Source organism: Xanthomonas sp. LMG 12459 (assembly GCF_009192905.1).
GTDB classification, from domain to species: Bacteria; Pseudomonadota; Gammaproteobacteria; order Xanthomonadales; family Xanthomonadaceae; genus Xanthomonas_A; species Xanthomonas_A sontii.
Genome location: NZ_NSGT01000027.1, coordinates 17,307 through 37,640 on the forward strand (window position 1 = coordinate 17,307; position 20,334 = coordinate 37,640).

Genomic DNA, 20,334 nt, shown 5'->3' on the forward strand with positions numbered 1-20,334 from the left:
GTCGCGCCGCCGAGTGCGCTTACGGCTTCAGCGCCGCCAACTGCGCGCGGTTGTCCTGCAGCCACTGTTCGAACGGCAGCGGCGCCTGCCCGGTCAGCGCCTGGTAGTCGCCGGTGACGGTGGCGACGCGGCCGGCGGCGGTGTTGGTGTCGAACGAGGCATAGATGCGCGCGACCGGCTCGGGCAGGCCTGCGCCGACCATGCCCTGCACCAGGCCTTCGACCGGTACCGGCACGACCTGGATCTGCACGTCCAGCACCTGCGCGACCAGCGCGGCGATCTCGGCGGTGGTGTAGGCGCGCGCGCCGCTGAGGGTGAGCGTGCGCTTGCCGTCGCCGCCGGCCAGGGCGACCGCGGCGGCGCGGGCCAGGTCGTCGCGCGCGATATGGGCGATGCCGCCGTCGCCGGCCGCGCTGTACCAGTGGCCCGAGGCCAGCACCGACGGCAGGCTCATGAACAGGTTTTCGAAGTACCAGTGGTTGCGCAGCACGGTCCAGGCGGGCAGGGCGCTGGCGGCCAGGCTGTCCTCGGTGCCGGCGTGATCCGTGGCCAGCAGCAGCGGCGAGTCGTGCGGTTCCGGGCAGGAGGTGTAGACCAGGTGGCCGACGCCGGCGCGTTCGGCGGCGGCGATCGCGGCCTGGTGCTGCTGCAGGCGGTGGCCGGGGCGGTCCAGTGCGTCGGTGCTGATCAGCAGCACGCGGCCGGCGCCACGGAACGCGGTGTCGAGCGAGGTGGCGTCGTCGAAGTCGCCATGGCGCACGTCCAAGCCGCGCGCGGCCCAGGCGGCCAGGCGCTCGGGCTGGCGGGTCATCGCCACCACCCGCGACGGCGCCACCTTGAGGGTATCGAGCAGATGCGCGAGCACGCGCTGGCCGAACTGGCCGCCGGCGCCGGTGACGAGCAGGGAATCGGAAGATGCGGACATGACAGGTCTCCTGAGGAAGGGCGGCGTCGCAGGACGCCATGGTCTGGAAAAGGAACCTGGTCTATCCTAGAGACCTATGCCGGGCTGTAAAGACGGCACTTTTTCCGCCCCTGATTACCCCGAGGTAACCACCATGGACACCGTCGTACCGCCGGTCGCTGCCTGCGACGCGCTGTTGAGCCAGCAGTTGCAGGACTACCAGCGTGCCGGCATGGCCATCGACCAGTGCCCGGTGCGCGACGTCTTGGCGCAGATCGGCGACAAGTGGAGCACCCTGTTCGTGATGCTGCTGGCCGAGCGCCCGCACCGCTTCGGCGAACTGCGCCGCGCGGTGCCGGACATCTCCCAGCGCATGCTGACCCAGACCCTGCGTGACCTGCAGCGCGAAGGGCTGGTCGCCCGCGAGGTGCTGCCGACCGTGCCGCCCGGGGTGGAGTACCGGCTCACCCCACTGGGGCAATCGTTGAGCGTGGTGCTGGCGCCGCTGGTGCGCTGGGCTGCGGACCATCACGCGCAGATCCGCAGCGCACGTGCTGCGTTCGAGGCCGATGCACCGGCGCGGGCGGCGGGCGCCGCGTACGGTTGACGCGTCCCGTACGAGCGGCTTTACCGAGAACGCCCGGTCGCGGCGGAAGCCGCACCTACGGACATTCCCGCATTACCCGCAACCCCGACGGCCTCAAACGGCCGAATTCGGCAACCGCGGATCAGCTCTCCGCAACCACCCGCGCGCTGTAGCTGTCGCCGTCGCGCTGCACCCGTACCGGTCCGCCGAACACCGCCGACAACGGCGCATCGGCCAGCAGTTCCTCGCGCGCGCCGTCGGCGTACACCTGGCCCTCGCGCAACAGGATCACCCGTGCGATTTCCGGCACGATCTCTTCGATGTGGTGGGTGACCAGCACCAGGGTGATGCCCTGGCGGGCGAGGTCGCGCATCGTCACCAGCAGGTGCTCGCGGGCGACCAGGTCCAGGCCGGTGCTGGGTTCGTCCAGCAGCAGTGCCTGTGGCCGATTGACCAGAGCGCGCGCGATCAGCACGCGCCGGGTCTCGCCGGCCGACAGCTCGGCATAAGGACGCCGCAGCAATGGCAGCGCGTGCGCGGCCTGCAGCGCCTCGCGCGCGCGGTCGCGCATCGCGTCGGTCACCTCGCGGTGCGGCGGCACCACGTAGCTGGCGAAGAATCCGGACAGCACCGCGCTTTCCACGTCCAGCCCGGGCATGTCGGCGAGATTGACGCTGAGGTCGCCGGTGACGATGCCCAACTGGCTGCGCAGCCGGTCCACCTGCCAGCGGCTCTGGCCGAGCACCCGCACCGCCGGCTCCTCGCCGGCGCGCGCCAGCGGATACAGCTCGCGGGTGATGAGCTTGATGAACGAGGATTTGCCGCAGCCGTTCGGGCCGAGGATCGCGGTGTGCTGGCCGAGCGCGATGCGAAGGCTCAGCGAATGCAGTACCCGGACCTGGCCGCGGACGACGCTGGCGCGATCGAGTTCGATCAACGGCGCGGCCGCTGGCACGGGGGTTGCTTGGGAAGAGGCGGCTGACATGGAACCGAAACCGTTCTGTGATCGGAAGCGCTTGGCGGCTGAATACCATACGCGAGCGCCGGGTGAAGTTTGCGCCCGCAACCCCCATCATGTCGTCATCCCCTCACGCCGTCTTACGCTCTGGAGCTTCTGGCAATGTTCGACGCGATCCTCGACTTCCTCGGCAACGGCCTGCTCGGCGTCGGCTGGTGGGGCATGCTGGCGGTGCTGCTGCTGTTCACCCAGCTCACCATCTTCGCGGTGACGCTGTATCTGCACCGCAGTCAGGCGCATCGCGGCGTGGACTTCCATCCGCTGCTGTCGCACTTCTTCCGCTTCTGGACCTGGTTCACCACCTCGATGATCACCAAGGAGTGGGTGGCGATCCATCGCAAGCACCACGCCAAGGTGGAGACCGAGGAAGACCCGCACAGCCCGCAGACCAAGGGCATCGCCCGCGTGTTCTGGCGCGGCGTGGAGCTGTACCGCGAAGCGCGCACCCAGCGCGGCGACATCGAGCAGTATGGCAAGGGCGCGCCGGACGACTGGATCGAGCGGCACCTGTACACCCCGTACGCGAACCTGGGGCCGGTGGCCCTGTTCGCGGTCAACTTCGCGCTGTTCGGCCTGCCCGGCATCGCGCTGTGGGCGCTGCAAATGGCCTGGATCCCGTTCTGGGCCGCCGGCGTGATCAACGGCCTGGGCCACTGGTGGGGCTACCGCAACTTCGAGTCCGCCGACACCTCGACCAATCTGACCCCGTGGGCGCTGTGGATCGGTGGCGAAGAACTGCACAACAACCACCATGCCTTCCCCAGCTCGGCGCGCTTCTCGATGCGGCGGTGGGAACTGGACATCGGCTGGATCGCGATCCGCGCGCTGGCCGCGCTGCGTCTGGCCAAGATCCTGCGCGTGGCGCCGACCCTGGACGTGCGCCCGAACATCGCCGTGCCCGACGCCGACACCCTGCGCGCGCTGCTGTCGCATCGCTTCCAGGCGATGACCGATTACCAGCGCAACGTGTTCAAGCCCGCGCTCAAGGAAGAAGCCGCCCAGGCCGGCGCCAAGCTGCGCAAGCTGCTGCCGCGGCGCCTGCGCAAGGGCCTGGTCGACGATGGCCGCTGGCTCAAGCCCGACGCGCGCGAACAGCTGCAGCACTGGGTGGCGCAGCGCCCGCGCATGCGCACGCTGGTCGAGCATCGCGCCCGCCTGGCGGCCCTGCTGGAAGCGCGCACCCATGACGCCAGCGAACGTCTCAAGCACCTGCAGGCCTGGTGCCACGACGCCGAAGCCAGCGGCATCGCCGCGCTGCAGGCCTACGCCGCGCGGCTGAAGGGCTACGCCCTGGCATGAGCCGCGGCGGACTGCGTACCCCGCCACCCGAACGCCGCCTTGCGCGGCGTTCGTCGTTGTTGGTCGGGCTGACGCTTGGCATCGCGTGCGTCGCGACCGTGGCCGGCATCGATGTGCAGGCGCAGGCCATCGACAGCACCACCAGCTACCTGCAGCGCATGGACCGCGACGGCGACGGCCGCGTCAGCCTGGACGAATACCTGGCCTGGATGAGCTACGCCTTCGACGCGCGCGACCTCGACCACGACGGCGTCCTCAGCCCCGCCGAACTGCCTGGCGGCCGCGGCCCGCCGATCACCCGTGCACAACATCTCGCCACCCTGACCGCCCGCTTCCGCAAGCAGGACACCAACGGCGACGGCTACCTCAGTGCGCGGGAGTTGGCTGCGCCGCCGCAGTAGTGGACGCCGATCCGGCGGGCGCTGTGCTCGCCGATTCCGGGGCTGGCGCTGCGGTGTCCGGCGCAGAGGCGAGTCTGCGAGCAGAAACCAGGTGCAGCAGCGCGACAGAAAGAAAGGCAATGGCGGTTGCATGCGTCTGCAGGCAGACCATCACCCAGGCGAACAAGCAATACATCGCCGCAAGCTTGCGGTGCGTGGATGGCAGCATGGTGATGGCTTTTATCCGCATCAGCGCGACGTCGCCTCGCTCTCCAGGATCCAAACGCATTCGCGCATCAGGTGACGCCTTCCAAGACCCAGGCCTTGCAGCGCTGGAAATTCTCTTCCCCTTTCCAGACCTCGGTATAGGTCGGGCCGCGCACGCGTTCGATCAGTTCCAGGGCTTTCTCCCGATCGCGCGCCAGGCAGGCGAAGCGGGCAAAATTCTGCAAATTCCATTCGTCCGCATAGACTTTGAGCACGTCGTCGATGCCAGCGCGCATGGTCGACCAGCGCGCCAGCGATTCGGTGAACAAGCGTTCGTCATAGATCGATTGCGAGGCGTACCAATAAATCCGCGCGTACAGTCCTTGGCCTTCCCGTGCACGTGTGCGCTCCATCGCCATCCTGGCGAAGCGTTCGATGTCGACCGCACTGCCTCCCCACTTGGGCGAATAGAACTCGATCGCCTGAAAGTAGATTTCGTAGTATTCCGGGTACCGGGTCATCCCTTCATCGATCAAGGCTTGGAACCGCGCATCGTCCCATTGCTGCGCCTTCGCTACCGCCTCCATCTTGATGTACCACTCCGGATCCAATGAGGCGATCTGCTTATTGTCCTCAAGATAGCGCCTGGTCGCCTCGATTCCCTCTCTGAACGGCGCCCAGTCTTCTGCGCGTACCATGTTCGCATAGCCGCCGCCGCGGCGATGCCATGCACGCCTGGCCAAGACTTCCGCATAGGCAAGCCGAGCGGTGGGAGACTTCGGATACGTCTTTACCCATTGTTCGGCGATGCGCTCCTTTTCAGCCAATGTCGCCTTGTCGTACGACGCGAGCAAATAAAAGCGATTGATTCCGCCATGCAGCACGCTCAACTTCCACACGCCGCTGGACGTCCTTGCCTGTTTTGTTCGGTAGAGCGTTGCTAGTTGCTCGAGCGCCGCGAGGTCACCCTGCGTCATGGCCTTGGTGGTGCTATCCAGAATGGCTGTGCGTTCCTGGATCTCTTCAGCAACCACAGGGGTTGGCAATGCTGATGCGGCAAAAAACAGCAGAAGAATCACTAGGCGATGCAGCTTCCTTTGCATGCAATCAATCTCCTTGAAAAGAGGCTTGCTTTCGCGATGGCGCTTCGCTGTTGGACCAATGCTTACCTGTTTTCGCCCAAGCCAGGTAGGTCATGCCGATCTCCAACAACTGCCACCCCCAATAAGCATTCCCTGCATGCGCATTCATCACAGATACGACGAAGTGAATGGCAATCAACGCCGGCGCGGCTAGGAAAACTGCAACAAAGAAATGGGGCCATGTCCGGGCTGCGCGAATCGCGGACGTGAGGTACACGCACAGCGTGATCCCAGGGAAGAAGATCAGATAGCGCAGATAGTCACCCGCGTCGTACTGATCAAGGAGATGCCGGTTGGCGAAAAAGGTATTCAATCCAACCAGGAAAAACAGTGCGAATGACATAAACACTGGCACCCATTTGATGAACTTCATGCTTCACCTACGGCCGCTATCAGCGACGCCGTAGAACGCATGGCGACCGGGTAGGCCGCAGTGGGCGCAGCGGGGAAAAGTCTGCGGAATGCCCGATTCCGGGCAGATGGCGTCAGCCGCGAGTTGGGCGGTAGAGCGAACGGAAATACCACGTTGCGCATCCGACAATCCTTGTCATCACTGAGGCCGATGCTAGTCGAGACCCGTGCCGCTGGCAATCGAGGGCCGGCTGTGGCCATCGCAATGAACCATCCGACGAAACTTGTGCGCATGCACCCACTTCGATGTGCGTCTGGCTGGAGGCGATGCATCCAACGCTGGAAAACGCCCCTAATGATAGAGTTGGTAGCTCCTAGTTCCCGCCCGACCGCTACGGCCGCGTTCCATGCCCGAACTCCCCGAAGTCGAAACCGCCCGGCGCGGCCTGGAGCCGCATCTGTCGGGGCGGCGCATCCATGGGGTGATCCTGCGGCGGCCGGATCTGCGTTGGCCGATTCCGCCGGAGGTGGCCGAGCGGTTGCCCGGGCAACGCATCGACGGCATTCGCCGGCGGGCCAAGTATCTGTTGCTGGACACCGCGGTCGGCAGTGCGCTGTTGCATCTGGGCATGTCCGGCAGTTTGCGCGTGCTGCCGGGCGACACGCCGCCGCGGGCGCACGACCACGTCGACATCAGCCTGGAAGACGGCCGGGTGCTGCGCTTCAACGACCCGCGCCGGTTCGGCTGCCTGCTGTGGCAGGCGCCGGGCGAAACCCATCCGTTGCTCGCCGAGCTGGGGCCGGAGCCGCTGTCGGATGCGTTCGACGGCGATCATCTGTTCCGGCTCAGTCGCGGCCGCACTGCGCCGGTCAAGACCTTCCTGATGGATCAGCGCATCGTGGTCGGGGTGGGCAACATCTACGCGGCCGAGAGTCTGTTCCAGGCGGGCATCAGTCCGCTGCGCGAGGCCGGCGATGTCTCGCGCGCCCGCTATGCGCGCCTGGCCGACGCGGCCAAGGCGATCCTGGGCTATGCGATCCAGCGCGGCGGCACGACCCTGCGCGATTTCATCAGCCCGGACGGGGCGCCGGGCTACTTCGAGCAGGAGCTGTCGGTCTACGGCCGCGAGGGTGAGGCCTGCAAGCGTTGCGGACGCACGCTGCGCCACGCCAGCATCGGCCAACGCGCCAGCGTCTGGTGTGGCCACTGCCAGCGCTGAGCAACGAACGCGATCGCGCTGCACGCACCGGCAAAGGCGGTCCGGCGCCCGCAGGGACACCGCCAGCACCGCGCTTCTTGCAGCGTCTCGGCACGATGGGCCGTCGCGATCGCGAGCGCGATTCAGCCGCGACGGGCCTTGCCGGTAACGCGTCGGCTCAAGCGCACATGTCGGTGAGCTTTTCAGCCGGCCTTGTCGCGTCGTTAGCGGCTCCAGAAGAGGCCTTGCCCACTCGGGCATAGCGACGCCGATGTGGTCGGGTCGGCAACTGTCTCGGCCGGGGCCCGCCCGCCCACCTCCAGCACGTCTGCGTCCGGGGCTCGCACCCACGGGCACCATCCATCACCGCCACCTTCGGCGCCGCTTGTCTATGATGGGCGTCCTTTTCCGTTTCGATCCGGCCATGCAACGACGCGATTTCCTCAAGAACGCCGCCGCCGCCTTCGCCGCCATGGGCTTGCCGGCGATGCCGATGCTCGGCCAGGCGGCCCCTGCGGTGGGCTTGCGCCGCCTGGGCAAGCCGCAGCCGTTCGACTACGCCTGGCTCAAGGGCCACGCGCGGGCCATGGCCGATGCGCCGTACCAGAGCCACAAGCGGGCGCTGCCGGCGCCGGTGGAGGGCTTGACCTGGGACCAGTACCAGTCGATCCGCTACCGCCAGGACCACGCGTTGTGGGCGGCCGAGCAGGGCCCGAAATTCCAGGCCAAGTTCTTCCACCTTGGCCTGTACTTCAAGACCCCGGTGCACATGTTCGACCTGGTCGACGGGCAGGCGCAGGAATTGGCCTACGACAGCGCGGCGTTCGATTACGGCAGCAGCGGGCTGAAGGGCAAGCCGCTGCCGAAGGAACTGGGCTTTGCCGGTTTCCGCCTCAACACCAAGCAGGACACCGAGCGCGACTTCGCCGCCTTCCTCGGCGCCAGCTACTTCCGTGCGGTGGGCAAGGAGGGCCAGTACGGTCAGTCGGCGCGCGGGTTGGCGATCGATACCGGCACCGGCGGCCCGGAGGAATTCCCGGACTTCATCGCCTACTGGCTGGAGCAGCCCAAGGCCGGCTCGGACACGGTGGTGGTGTACGCGCTGCTGGATTCGCCCAGCGTGGCCGGTGCCTACCGCTTCGCGATCACCAATGGCGACGTGCTGCTGATGGACATCGACAGCGCGCTGTATCCGCGCAAGACCATCGAGCGCCTGGGCCTGGGGCCGTGCACCAGCATGTACCAGGTGGGCGAGAACGACCGCCGCATGGATTGGGACTGGCGCCCGGAGATCCACGACACCGACGGCCTGGCGATGTGGACCGGCGGCGGCGAGTGGATCTGGCGGCCGCTGTGCAATCCGCCGCACCTGCGCTTCAACATGTTCGTCGACGAGAACCCGCGCGGTTTCGGCCTGCTGCAGCGCGACCGCAACTTCGATCATTACCAGGACGACGGCGTGTTCTACGAGAAGCGCCCGTGCCTGTGGGTGGAGCCGAAGCAGGGCTGGGGCAAGGGCTCGGTGCAACTGGTGGAGATCCCCACCGTCGACGAGACCTTCGACAACATCGTCGCGTTCTGGAATCCGCAGGACAAGCCGCAGCCCGGCCAGGAGCTGCTGTTCGGCTACCGCTTGTACTGGGGCGCACAGGCGCCGGCGTCCTCGCCGCTGGCGCACTGCGTGGCCACGCGTACCGGGCTGGGCGGCGTGGTCGGGCAGAAGCGGCATTACTTCTCGTGGCGCTTCGCGGTGGATTTCGTCGGCGGCGAACTGGCCAAGCTGGGCAAGGAGAAGGACGCCAAGGTCGAGGCGGTGCTGCAGCTCAACCGCGGCCGCACCGAGATCGTCTCGGCGCGGCCGTTGCACGAGATTTCCGGCTACCGTGCGATGTTCGACGTGGTGCCGCCGGACGACGGCACCGAGCAGATCGACATCCGCCTGTACCTGCGCAGCGGCGAGCGCCCGCTCACCGAGACCTGGCTGTACCAGTGGACGCCGCCGCCGGCGGCCGAGCGCAAGTTGTACTGAGCCGCGAAGCGCTCGGCGCCGGCCGGCATCGGGCGCTCGTTGGATGGGGCGGTTGCGCTGGTGTTTCAGTCCCGACGCAGTCGGGGGTGCGAGTGCGGTGCGCCCCGCGCGTCGCGGCTGAGCCACTCCCACAGGGGCGCACAGGCCCGGCACTGGGCTGCTGTGGGAGGGACTTCAGTCCCGACGCGGGAATGGCTCCGCGTTCAGTGCTTGCCCGGCTCCTGCGGCGGCGTTGGCGGTGCGCCTTCAGTGCTGATGTCCTCGACATCGCCGATGTCGACCCGGCCCGGGGTGCGCCCGTCCCACACCTGGTCCTGCAGCTTCCAGTACGCGCTCGGCTCCCAGAACTGCTTGGCGTAGAACACTTCCGGATCGATGCTGCCGCCACGCGGGCCGTTGATCGACAGCGGGCCGGCCGCGCCGGAGTGGCCGAGCAGGCCGCCGGTGCTGCGCATCGCTTCGCGCCGCAGGACCGCTTCCTGGCGCGGCTTGGCGACCTGATCGCCGTAGTCGGCGAGCATCGACTTGTCGAGCTTGGCCGCGCGCTTGCGCTCGTCCGGAGTCAGCTGGTTCCAGTACTCCATCTTGCGCGCGCCGAACTGGTCGTAGCCGCGCTCGGCGGCCAGCGCCATCCACAGGAAGCCCATCGTATGGTCGGCGGCGCCGCCCTGGCCTTCCCAGTACATCTCGCCCAACCGCGCCTGCGACGGCTTGTCGGCATAGCGTGCGGCCAGTTGGTACTGCTTCCTGGCCTCGGCGTACTCGCCCTTCTTGTCGGCGCGGATGCCGGCGCGGCGATAGAACAGGTCCAAGTGCGCCTCGAGGAAGCCGTCGGTGAGCACCTGCGCCGGGATGTCCTGGAAGGTGTGGTCGCCCGGGGCCCCTGCGGCCGGGCCGGGCAGGGCGAGCAGCAGGGCACAGGCCAATGCGGTGCCGCTGACGGCAAAAAATCCTTTGAACGAAAGCATGTTCCTCATCCCATGAGTGCGATCGGCGCGATTCTAGGCATGCCGCCTGGGCGCGCTCCATAGACTGATGGCATAGGAACAGACGCGTGTACGGCACACGTCAGCCACGGTTCATCGCATCGTGGCGCGACGCACCAGCGCGGTGCGTCAGGGGTGACATCCGGGTTACAGCGGCAGTGCGATCTGCAGCGGATCGATGCGCCCTTCGCCGCGCATGATCTTCTTGAACTCGGGGCGGCTGACAGACACGTAGCGCTCGTTGCCGCCGATCTCCACCTGCGGGCCGTCCTGTACCGCGTGGCCGTTCTCGTCCACGCGCACGGTCATCGTCGCCTTGCTGCCGGTGTGGCAGATGGTCTTGATCTCCTGCAGCTCGTCGGCCCAGGCCAGCAGGTATTGGCTGCCCTCGAACAGCTCGCCGCGGAAATCGGTGCGCAGGCCGTAGCACAGCACCGGGATGCGCAGCCGGTCGACCACTTCGCTGAGTTGCCAGACCTGCGCGCGGCTGAGGAACTGCGCCTCGTCCACCAGCACGCAATGCAGCGGCCCGTGGCTGGCGATGTCGGCCTCGAGGGTGGCCAGCAGATCGGTGTCGGCGACGAACGGCATGCCGTCGGCGCGCAGGCCGATGCGCGAGGCGACCACGCCGCTGCCGGCGCGATGGTCCAGCCGCGGCGTCAGGATCGCCGTGCGCATGCCGCGCTCGCGGTAGTTGTGCGCCGACTGCAGCAGCGTGGTGGTCTTGCCGGCGTTCATCGCCGAATAGTAGAAATACAGTTTCGCCATGCCGCCGATTCTAGCGCGGCGGCCGCGCGCCCCGGCCGCCGGGCGGTTCGCGAACCGGTTCAGCGCCGGCGCGGCGGTGGGGCGTCGGCGCCGGCCGGTGCCCGTTACAATGCGCGGCCAAGGGAAGTCTTCATGCACGGTCTCAATCCTCCCCAACGCGCCGCGGTCCTGCATTGCGAGGGTCCGTTGCTGGTGCTGGCCGGCGCCGGCAGCGGCAAGACCCGCGTGATCGTGGAAAAGATCGCGCACCTGATCGCCAGCGGCCGTTACCCGGCCAAGCGCATCGCCGCGATCACCTTCACCAACAAGTCGGCCAAGGAAATGCGCGAGCGCGTGGCCAAGCGCATCCGCAGCGAGGCCGCCGACGGCCTGACCATCTGCACCTTCCACGCCCTGGGGCTGAAGTTCCTGCAGATCGAACACGCCGCGGTGGGCCTGAAGCGCGGCTTCTCGATCTTTGACGCCGACGATGCCGCCGCGCAGATCAAGGATCTGATGCCCGGCGCCAAGCCCGATGCCATCGAGGACGCCAAGAACCTGATCTCGCGCGCCAAGAACGCCGGGCTGTCGCCGGAGCAGGCGATGGCGGCGGCCCGCAGCAACCGCGAGCAGGAGGCGGCCAGCCTGTACGAGCGCTACCAGGCGCGGCTGAGCACTTTCAACGCGGTGGACTTCGACGACCTGATCCGCCTGCCCGTGCAGGTGCTGGAGGAGAACGAAGACATCGTGATGGCCTGGCGCGAGCGCATCGGCTATCTGCTGGTGGACGAGAGCCAGGACACCAACGACGCGCAGTACCGGTTGCTGAAGATGCTGGCCGGCCCGCGCGGCAACTTCACCTGCGTGGGCGACGACGACCAGAGCATCTACGCCTGGCGCGGCGCCAACCCGGAAAACCTGATGCAGATGGGCCGCGACTACCCGGCCCTGCAGATCATCAAGCTGGAGCAGAACTACCGCTGCTCCAACCGGGTGCTGCGCGCGGCCAATGCGTTGATCGCGCACAACCCGCACGAGCATCTGAAGACGCTGTGGAGCGATCAGGCCGATGGCGAGCGCATCCGCGTGTGGGAGTGCCGCGACAGCGAGCACGAGGCGGAGAAGGTGGCCGCCGAGATCGCCTATCTGGGCACCGCCAAACAGGTGCCGTGGAGCGATTTCTGCATCCTGTTCCGCGGCAACTTCCAGTCGCGGCCGTTGGAAAAGGCGCTGCAGATGGCCAGCGTGCCGTATCACATCACCGGCGGCACCGCGTTCCTGGAGCGGCAGGAGGTCAAGGACGTGCTGTCCTGGCTGCGCCTGCTGGTCAATCCCGACGACGACGCGGCGTTCCTGCGCGCGGTGCAGGCGCCCAAGCGCGAGGTCGGCGCGACCTCGCTGGCCAAGCTGGCCGAACTGGCTTCGGCCAAGCACCTGCCGATGTCGCGCGCGGCCGAGTCGGTGGGCGCGCTGCAGCAGTTGCCGCCGCGCGCAGCCAACGGCCTGAGCGACTTCGTCGACATCCTGCACGAACTGCGCACGGCCTCGACCACGCTGTCCTCGGCCGACGTGGTGCGTCAGCTCGCCGAACAATCCGGGTTGATCCGCGAACTGCGCAGTCAGTGCAAGGACGAAGCGAGTTTCCAGCGTCGCCGCGGCAACCTGGAGGAACTGGCCAAGTGGTTCGAGGGCGGCCCACGCGGCGCCACCGTCGGCGACCTGGCCGCGCAGCTGGCGCTGCTGTCGCGCAACGACAAGGACGACGGCGGCAACCAGGTGCGGATGATGACCATGCACGCGTCCAAGGGCCTGGAGTTCCGCTATGTGTTCATCGTGGGCTGCGAGGACGGCGTGCTGCCGCACGAAGTCAGCCTGGAAGAGGGCAACCTGCAGGAAGAGCGGCGCCTGCTGTACGTCGGCATCACCCGCGCCAAGGAGCAGCTGTGGATGAGCTACAGCAAGCTCACCCGCAAGTTCGGCGAGCATATCCGGCTCAAGCCCAGCCGCTTCTTCGACGAGATCCCGGCCGAGGAAATGCAGCGCGACGGTGCCGACCCGGTAGCCGACGCGGCGCGCAAGAAGGAACGCGCGAATGCAGGGTTGGCGGCGATCCAGGCGTTGTTTGATTAGAAGCCGGGATTGGGGATTGGGGATTCGTAACGGCGGGGTGCGTCGCGCTCGCTGTTCTCCCTGCGGGAGGGGCGTGCGCCGCCCCGTGTCCCCAATCACCGCGGGTCGCTTCGCGCCGTACCCTCACCCCAACCCCTCTCCTAGCGGGAGCGGGGTTCGACGGCCGAATCTGCTGCTGTTGGCGGCTTGCGCCTGTCCAAGCGGGCGCTCACTCGCACGGAGCCCATGGCTGCTTCCAGGCCCGTCCCGCCTTCAGGGGGCCACGTCCGGTGGAGGGAGACCAGAGCCGGGCCATGCAACGTCTCGCCCCACTGCGCTGGCAGGCGTATCAAGCGATAGCAGAAGCGGTTGCAAAAAAGCGTTAGATCAGGTTGAAATCCTTGTCAAAAAATGAAAAATTGCGATTCCGATGCCTGGTTGCCATGTGCTGCCATAGCCGGACAAGGGGGTTTTTGCTTAATTTTTATAGGGGAAGACTATGAAGCGCCATCTGTTGACCATTGCCGTGTGTTCCGCCTTGTCCGCGACTGGCTTGGCCCATGCGCAGAGCGACGACGATCAAGTGAAGCAACTGGACAAGGTCACCGTCACCGGCTCCTTGATTCCGCGCGCGCAGGTCGAAACGGCCACGCCGGTGTTCAGTATCACCGCGCAGGACATCCAGCGGCAGGGCTTCAAGGATGTTTACGATGTGCTGCGGTCGCAGCCCATGGCGACCGGTGCCGTGCAGGACGGCCAGTTCTCCGGCGGCTTCACGCCCGGCGCCAAATCGCTGAGCCTGCTCGGGCTGGATCCGGGCTTCACGCTGGTGCTGATCGATGGCCGCCCCATGGCCGACTATCCGTTGCTGTACAACGGGCAGAGCAACTTCGTCGACCTGTCCAGCATTCCCACCGGCATGGTCGAGCGCATCGACGTGGCGCCGGGCAATCAGTCGGCCATCTACGGCTCCTCCGCGATCGCCGGCGTGGTCAACATCATCCTGAAGAAGCACATCGATGGCATCCAGGCGAACTATCGCATGGGCACCTACGATGGCGGCGGTGGCAACAACCAGCGCTTCCAGTTGACCGGCGGAAAGACCCTGGGCGGCCTGGATCTCACCTGGGGCCTGCAACTGAGCAACCAGGATCCGATTTACGGCTACGACCGTCGTCGCTTCGATTCGACCAATGACAATCCCGATTCGAAATTCCGCTATGGGTCGCGTGTGTTCCTGCGCAGCACGGCCAATGGCAAGTACTTCGATCCCGGCGCCGCCACCTGCGAAGGTCTGGGGTCTCTTTTCAACGGCAGCATGACGTACGACACCCGTCCCGGCCGTGGCAACTTCTGCGGTAGCCGCGAAGAACCGGGCTACTCGAGTTTCCTCAACAAGGAGCGCAGCGCAAGCGGCTACCTCAACCTCGGGTATGCGTTCAGCGACAACGCCGAAGCCTACGCCACGCTGCTGTTGAACCGCACCAAGGTGGAGACCAATAGCGGCTCGCGGTTCTGGCAACCGTCTCCGGCCACCGGCGGCTTCATCTACAACGCAGATACCCAGCAACTGGAAAGCTACCAGCGCATCTTCGCCCCCGAGGAAACGGGCAATCTGAACTTCAACAACGCGCGCCAGAAAGCCGATTCCTACAACATCGCGGCGGGCATGAAGGGGCAGTTCGGCCAATCGAACTGGAATTACAACACCTACTACGCGCGCTCCGAGTACCGCATCGAGAGCCGCCAGCAATGGCCTCTCAAGGACAAGATCGAGGACTTCTTCCGCGAGCAGTTCCTTGGCCCGCAGGAAGGCGAATACTATGGATACCCGGTCTATCGTCCGAACGATGCGAACTTCTATCGCGCGCTGACGCCGGCCCAGTACCGCAGTTTCAACGACGAGATCTACACCAAGTCGCGGACCTGGACGCAGAACATCAATGCGCAGGTGACCAATACGGAGCTGTTCAGCCTGCCTGCCGGCGCCGTCGGCTTCGCCGGCCTGGTGCAATTGGGCGATCAGTACTGGGAGAACCCGACCGATCCTCGCGTGATCGCGGGCGATTTCTATCAGCTCACCGGAACCCAGGGCAGCGGCAAGCGCGACAACTGGGCCGTGGCGACCGAATTCAGCGTGCCGATTCTCACCACCTTGAATGCCAACCTGTCCGGGCGTTACGACGATTACAGCAACAAGGGCGGTAGCAGCGACTCGCGTTTCTCGTACAAGGCCGCGCTCGAATTCCGCCCGGTGCAGTCGCTGTTGCTGCGCGCCAATTACGCCACCGCGTTCAAGGCGCCCGACATGGCCTACACCTTCGCCGGCGACAGCGGTTTCTTCGTCGGAGCGAACGACTACTATCGCTGTGCGGTCGAGGAGCCCAACAAGCCGATCGCCGACTGCACCTATGCCGGCACCAGTATTTCGGGGCGCCGACAGGGCAATCCGGAGTTGAAGTCGATCACCGCCAAGTCGTGGGGCTATGGCGTGGTCTGGTCGCCGAACAACAGTTTCAGCGCCAATGCCGACTACTACCACATCAAGATCGACAAGAAGGTCAGCGATCTAAGCATCGACAATCTGCTGCAGACCGAAGCCGCCTGCCGACTGGGTAGCCTGGATATCAATTCTCCGACCTGCGTGGATGCGCTTTCGCGCATCACCCGCACCAGCGCCACGGCTCCGGTGCCCAATCGCCTGGACAGCGTCCGGATCAATCCGATCAATATCTCCAAGGAAGAGATCGCCGGTGTGCTGGCCAATGCGCGATACCGGTGGGCGACGGAATCGTTCGGTCTGTTCAATTTCGACATGCGATACAATCTCACGCTGAAGCACAACAACCAGCAGTTCCCCGAAGATCCCGTCATCGATTACCTGCGAAACCCGTTCTACTCGAGCGAGTTCCACAGCATCCTCAATGGATCGGTGAGCTGGCAGAAGGGCGCCTGGACCACCACCGTCTTCGGCGAACGCTATGGACGGACACCGAACTATGCGGCCCAGCAGACCGTCGCCGGCTACGCCGCCGCGGGGGCGGGGAAAGTCGGTGCCTGGGTGGTCTTCAATGCGACCGTCGACTATGCGGTGAGCGACGACGTCTCGCTGACCTTCACCGTCAACAATCTCGCCAACAAGTTCGCGCCGCGCGACAGCACGTATACGGCTTATCCGTACTACAACATCTTCAACTACAACGGATACGGCCGCGAGTACATGATGGAGTTGAACTGGCGGTTCGGAGCGAAGTGATCCCTGGCTGAAGCTGACCGGCGGCGGCTTACGTCGCCGCCGGTCGTCATGGGATCTCCGCGTCGCGCAAGCCAAGGGCTTGGCGAAGCGGCTGCAGTTGCGCCGCGTAGCGGCGCCATTCCTCGGCGTGCCCGGCATCGATCGCGCTTCGCACCTGCACGGTGCTCAATGTCGCCGATGGCGTGCGATTGCGGCGGATGTCGCTCTGGCCCGGTTCCACGGCGAGCCCGCAGCGCTCGAGCACCTGTGCCAGCACCTGATCCGGCGTGTTCACCATGCGCCCGTAGTCCACCTCCACCAAGCGCCCCGGCAAGGCGGCGCGCAGCGACTGCATCAGCTCGCGATAGGCGAGGTAATGTGCGGCAAGCGCATTCAGGTCGTAGCTATAGGCGTAGGAATCGCCGAACAGCGCCCGGTAGTTGGAAAAGCACACCGCCAACGGGTCACGTACCAGATGCACGATGACCGCATCCGGCAATGCGCGCGCGATCGCCCCGGCGAAGGCGTAATTGGCCGGCAGCTTGTCGATGAACCAGGGGGCGTCATTGGCGCGCCATTGCGTCTGCTGCAGATAGCGCCTCCCTAGTTCCGCGTAGTCCAGATCGGGCAAGGCATCGAGCAGGTCCAGCGGCCCGCGGCCGGCGCGATCGGCGCACCAGCGCAGTTGCTGAGGAAAATCGCTCAACTCGCCGGCGGAGACGATCTGCCGATGATTCCCCAGCATGCGCTCGAGCACGGTCGTGCCGGAGCGCGGCAGGCCCAGCACGAAGATCGGCCGGGGGCCGCTGTTGCGACAGCCGTCGTCCCTGGAGAACATGCCTTCGCGCGCAGCGGCGCCCAGGCGCTCATGACAGCGGCGGTCCGCATCGGCGTCGTGACGCAGGCGTGCATGCATGAGCGCATTGCCATGCTGCAACGCGGCCCATGCCGCGTCGGTGTCGCCCAGGTCCTCCAGTTCCTTGTAGAGCGCAAACGCAAGGCCGGCCCGGTTCTCGCTATCGGACGCCGGCGCTTCCAGCGCGGCGCGCAGGCTCGCGACGTGGTTGTCGCTCGCGGTATTGCGCCGCAGGCGCGCGCGCGATAGCGCCGCGCGCCCGTAACCGGGCGAGGCCTGCAAGGTCGCATCGAGTGCCTCGGCCGCCTCCTGCAGGCGCCCATTGAACTGGAACTGCACCGCAAGGAAATACCGGAAGTCCGCGCCGTCGAAGCCGCAGGCTCGCGCGCGCAACATGAGCGCAAGGGCTTCGGCATGCTCGCCCAACTGCTGATGCAGATGCGCGAACACGGTCAAGACGCTGCCGTCCCGGCATGTGGCAATGGTCGGGTGACGCAGCAGTTCGTGCAGCGCCTGGTGTTCGCCCACGCGCAGCAAGGCCTGGCCCACGCGGGAGCGCAGCGCGATGTCCTCGTCCAGGTCCGCGGCGGCTTGCAACAACTGGCTGGCCGCGGCGCGCACCCGTCCTTCCGCCAGCACCGTCCCCGCCAGTAGAACGCGGGCATAGCCATGCCCCGGCCGAAGCTCCAGGAGCGCGCGCAGCTTCTCCGCCGCCACGTTCAGATCGCGCCGCGCAAGGGCGGCTTGCGCGGCAGACCACAACGACGCGGCGGCGACCTCGTTCAAGAGGACAGGTGCTCGATCGCCGCGACGCTGCCGAGACGGTCGCCCAGGCGCTTGAGCAGGGCAAGGCGGTTGCGGCGCAGCGCCGGGTCGTCGGCGTTGACCATCACGCCGTCGAAGAACGCGTCCACCTGCGGGCGTAGCTGTGCCAGGAAGTTCAGCACGGTGACGTAGTCGTGCTGGCGCAGCGCGCCGTCGGTCTCGGCGATCGCCGCTTCCACCGCCTCGGCCAGCGCGCGCTCGGCCGGCTCGCGCAGCAGGCCCGCGTCGACCTGCGCCGGAATCTCGCCCTCGGCCTTGCGCAGGATGTTGCGGATGCGCTTGTTGGCCGCGGCCAGCGCCTCGGCCTCCGGCAACGCGGCGAAGGTGCCGATCGCGTCGATGCGGCGGTCGAAGTCGTACAGGGAGGCCGGCTTCAGTTCCGCCACCGCATTGAACTGCGTCGCCGGCACGCCCTTGTCGGCGTAATAGCCACGTAGGCGGTCGAGGATGAAGTCGAAGACTTCATCGAGTTCGGCAAGCGAGGTACCATCCGCCTGCGGAACAGCGTGAGCGTCCGCGCCCGCGGCTCGCGCCTTCGCTGCGGCACTTTCGGCTTGTTTGGTCTTTTGCTCAGTCTTCTCGAAAGCAACCGCATCCTGTGCTTTATCGAGCAGCTTGCGCAGATCCACATCAAACCCACTCTCAATCACCGTCCGCGCCAACCCCAGCGCATTGCGCCGCAGCGCGAACGGATCCTTGTTGCCCGTGGGCTTCAACCCCGCGGCGAACCCGCCGGCCAGCGTGTCCAGGCGTTCGGCGATCGCCAGCACCTTGCCCAGCGGCGACAGCGCGATGTCGTCGCCGGCGAAGCGCGGCTGGTAGGACTCGTCGATCGCCAGGGCGATCTCGCTCGGCTCGCCCGCGGCGAGCGCGTAGTGGCGGCCGGCGATGCCCTGCAGTTCCGGGAATTCGTTGACCATGCGCGATTGCAGGTCGTTCTTGCTCAGTTCGGCGGCGCGGCGCGCCTGCGTCGAATCCACGCCGACCTGCGCGGCGATCGCCTCGGCCAGCGCAGCCACGCGCTGCACCTTGTCGGCGATGCTGCCGAGCTTGGCCTGGTAGGTGACGCTGGCCAGGCCGGCTCCCATCGCCTGCAGGCCCTGCTTGAGGTCTTCGTCGAAGAAGAACTTGGCGTCGGCGAAGCGCGGGCGGATCACCCGCTCGTAGCCCTTGGCCACTTCGGCGACGTCGCGCGAGACGATGTTGGCGATGCCGATGAAATGCTCGGTGAGCTTGCCGCCGGCGTCCAGCACCGGGAAGAACTTCTGGTTGCTCTCCATGGTCTCGATCAGCGCTTCCTGCGGCACCGCCAGGAACGCCGGCTCGAACTTGCACAGCACCGCCGACGGCCATTCGACCAGGTTCACCACCTGCTCCAGGTTGTCCTCGGCGATGCGCGCGCTGCCGCCGGCTTCGCGCGCGGCCTGTTCCACCTCGGCGACGATGCGCGCGCCGCGCACGTCCGGGTCCACCAGCACCTGCGCGGCCTGCAGTGCGGCCACGTAGTCGCCCGGCTGCGCCAGCGGCACCGGCGCGTCGTGCAGGAAGCGGTGGCCGCGGCTGTCGCGGCCGGCCTCCACGCCGAACAGCGGCATCGGCACCACTTCGCTGCCGAACAGCAGCACCAGCCATTGCACCGGCCGCGCGAAGCCATAGTCGTGATCGCCCCAGCGCATCGGCTTGGGGATCGGCATCGCCGCGATCGCTTCGCGCAGGATCTCCGGCAGCAGCGTGGCGGTGCGCGCGCCCGGGTTCACCGCGCGGTGCACGAAGCGTTCGCCCTTGGCGTCGCTGGTGCGCTCCAGCGCGGTCCAGTCGATCCCGGCCTTGGCGGCGAACCCCTGCAGCGCCTTGGTCGGCTGGCCGTCCGCGTCCAGCGCGATGTTGAGGTAGGGGCCGAGCACTTCCGCGCGCTGCTCCGGTTGCTCGACGGCCACGCCCGGCAGCAGCACCGCCAGCCGGCGCGGCGTGGACAGCGGCTTGGCGTCGCCGCGCTCGACCGCGATGCCGCGCTTCTCCAGCCCGGCGATCACGCCGTCGAACAGCGCCTGGGCCAGGCCCGGCAATGCCTTGACCGGCAGTTCCTCGGTGCCCAGTTCGATCAGCAGGGGAAGGTGTTGGCTCATGTGTCGGACCTTGCTAGCGGTTTTTCCCTTCTCCCTGCGGGAGAAGGTGCCCCGAAGGGGCGGATGAGGGTGCGGGCGCCTGGGGAGTCGGAGCACCCGGCTACTCGTGCCGGCGTACCCTCACCCCAACCCCTCTCCCGGCTGTCTCTTATACCAATCTGACGCTGCCGACGATCTTACGCGTGAGACGCACGCAACCTTTGCGGGCTAGTGAGAATATAAAAGAGGGGCGTACACTATGTGCTGTACCTGCAAACGAAATACGTAAAAACAATAATGTGTGACACATACTCGAGTTCATATAGTACCACGGCTGAGTGACTAACCTATCGAGA

At 66.6% G+C, this 20,334-nt stretch carries 16 protein-coding genes; 7 read left to right on the plus strand and 9 right to left on the minus strand.

Annotation, left to right across the window (positions count from 1 at the left end; translation table 11 throughout):
- Positions 1-19: 19 nt before the first annotated feature.
- The gene (locus CEK65_RS07175; RefSeq protein WP_152181238.1) at positions 20-925 is read right to left on the minus strand and encodes an NAD(P)H-binding protein; all 906 of its coding nucleotides are present in this window, start codon (positions 923-925) and stop codon (positions 20-22) included.
- A gap of 133 nt (positions 926-1,058) precedes the next feature.
- Between CEK65_RS07175 and CEK65_RS07180 the strand changes: the two genes are divergently transcribed.
- The gene (locus CEK65_RS07180; RefSeq protein WP_017911765.1) at positions 1,059-1,511 is read left to right on the plus strand and encodes a helix-turn-helix domain-containing protein; all 453 of its coding nucleotides are present in this window, start codon (positions 1,059-1,061) and stop codon (positions 1,509-1,511) included.
- A 121-nt stretch (positions 1,512-1,632) separates the two neighbouring features.
- Here the strand turns inward: CEK65_RS07180 and CEK65_RS07185 are convergent, their stop codons facing one another.
- Positions 1,633-2,475 carry an ATP-binding cassette domain-containing protein gene (locus tag CEK65_RS07185; protein ID WP_152181239.1) on the minus strand — a complete coding sequence of 281 codons (843 nt, stop codon included), beginning with the start codon at positions 2,473-2,475 and terminating at the stop codon, positions 1,633-1,635.
- A gap of 135 nt (positions 2,476-2,610) precedes the next feature.
- Between CEK65_RS07185 and CEK65_RS07190 the strand changes: the two genes are divergently transcribed.
- On the plus strand, positions 2,611-3,807 hold the full coding sequence (locus CEK65_RS07190) for a fatty acid desaturase (protein ID WP_017907974.1): 1,197 nt from the start codon (positions 2,611-2,613) through the stop codon (positions 3,805-3,807).
- A 59-nt stretch (positions 3,808-3,866) separates the two neighbouring features.
- Positions 3,867-4,208, plus strand: coding sequence for an EF-hand domain-containing protein (locus tag CEK65_RS07195; RefSeq protein WP_152181248.1), 342 nt, complete (start codon positions 3,867-3,869; stop codon positions 4,206-4,208).
- Here CEK65_RS07195 and CEK65_RS07200 read toward each other — a convergent pair.
- From CEK65_RS07200 to CEK65_RS07210, 3 genes are read right to left on the minus strand one after another with little or no spacing between them, the layout of a single operon-like run.
- Complete coding sequence (locus CEK65_RS07200) at positions 4,174-4,476, minus strand: hypothetical protein (protein ID WP_152181240.1); 303 nt, start codon at positions 4,474-4,476, stop codon at positions 4,174-4,176. The two genes, CEK65_RS07195 and CEK65_RS07200, sit on opposite strands and share 35 nt — an antisense overlap.
- 7 nt (positions 4,477-4,483) lie before the next feature.
- On the minus strand, positions 4,484-5,497 hold the full coding sequence (locus CEK65_RS07205; RefSeq protein WP_152181241.1) for a cytoplasmic protein: 1,014 nt from the start codon (positions 5,495-5,497) through the stop codon (positions 4,484-4,486).
- Between the two features lie 4 nt (positions 5,498-5,501).
- A complete protein-coding gene (locus tag CEK65_RS07210; protein WP_152181242.1) occupies positions 5,502-5,909 on the minus strand; it encodes a hypothetical protein in 408 nt (135 codons plus the stop codon).
- Positions 5,910-6,294: 385 nt separating this feature from the next.
- Here CEK65_RS07210 and mutM point away from each other — a divergent pair, with 385 nt between their 5' ends.
- On the plus strand, positions 6,295-7,107 hold the full coding sequence (gene mutM, locus CEK65_RS07215; protein WP_152181243.1) for a bifunctional DNA-formamidopyrimidine glycosylase/DNA-(apurinic or apyrimidinic site) lyase: 813 nt from the start codon (positions 6,295-6,297) through the stop codon (positions 7,105-7,107).
- Positions 7,108-7,510: 403 nt separating this feature from the next.
- Positions 7,511-9,115 (plus strand): glucan biosynthesis protein D, encoded by a 1,605-nt coding sequence (locus CEK65_RS07220; protein WP_039726155.1) that lies wholly within the window; start codon positions 7,511-7,513, stop codon positions 9,113-9,115.
- A 203-nt stretch (positions 9,116-9,318) separates the two neighbouring features.
- Here the strand turns inward: CEK65_RS07220 and CEK65_RS07225 are convergent, their stop codons facing one another.
- Together CEK65_RS07225 and CEK65_RS07230 are read right to left on the minus strand one after the other, a co-directional pair.
- Positions 9,319-10,083, minus strand: a complete 765-nt coding sequence (locus CEK65_RS07225; protein ID WP_152181244.1) for a sel1 repeat family protein — start codon at positions 10,081-10,083, stop codon at positions 9,319-9,321.
- Between the two features lie 165 nt (positions 10,084-10,248).
- Complete coding sequence (locus CEK65_RS07230) at positions 10,249-10,869, minus strand: thymidine kinase (protein WP_017907968.1); 621 nt, start codon at positions 10,867-10,869, stop codon at positions 10,249-10,251.
- Positions 10,870-11,001: 132 nt separating this feature from the next.
- Here CEK65_RS07230 and rep point away from each other — a divergent pair, with 132 nt between their 5' ends.
- Positions 11,002-12,978: a DNA helicase Rep gene (gene rep, locus CEK65_RS07235; protein ID WP_026144192.1), complete on the plus strand. Its 1,977-nt coding sequence runs from the start codon at positions 11,002-11,004 to the stop codon at positions 12,976-12,978.
- A gap of 478 nt (positions 12,979-13,456) precedes the next feature.
- Positions 13,457-16,213 (plus strand): TonB-dependent receptor, encoded by a 2,757-nt coding sequence (locus CEK65_RS07240; protein ID WP_152181245.1) that lies wholly within the window; start codon positions 13,457-13,459, stop codon positions 16,211-16,213.
- A gap of 46 nt (positions 16,214-16,259) precedes the next feature.
- Here CEK65_RS07240 and CEK65_RS07245 read toward each other — a convergent pair whose 3' ends face one another.
- Both CEK65_RS07245 and glyS read right to left on the minus strand, forming a co-directional pair.
- Positions 16,260-17,834 carry a sulfotransferase gene (locus CEK65_RS07245; protein ID WP_152181246.1) on the minus strand — a complete coding sequence of 525 codons (1,575 nt, stop codon included), beginning with the start codon at positions 17,832-17,834 and terminating at the stop codon, positions 16,260-16,262.
- The gene (glyS, locus tag CEK65_RS07250; protein ID WP_152181247.1) at positions 17,831-19,999 is read right to left on the minus strand and encodes a glycine--tRNA ligase subunit beta; all 2,169 of its coding nucleotides are present in this window, start codon (positions 19,997-19,999) and stop codon (positions 17,831-17,833) included. The genes CEK65_RS07245 and glyS overlap by 4 nt, the downstream gene beginning before the upstream one ends.
- Positions 20,000-20,334: the final 335 nt, after the last annotated feature.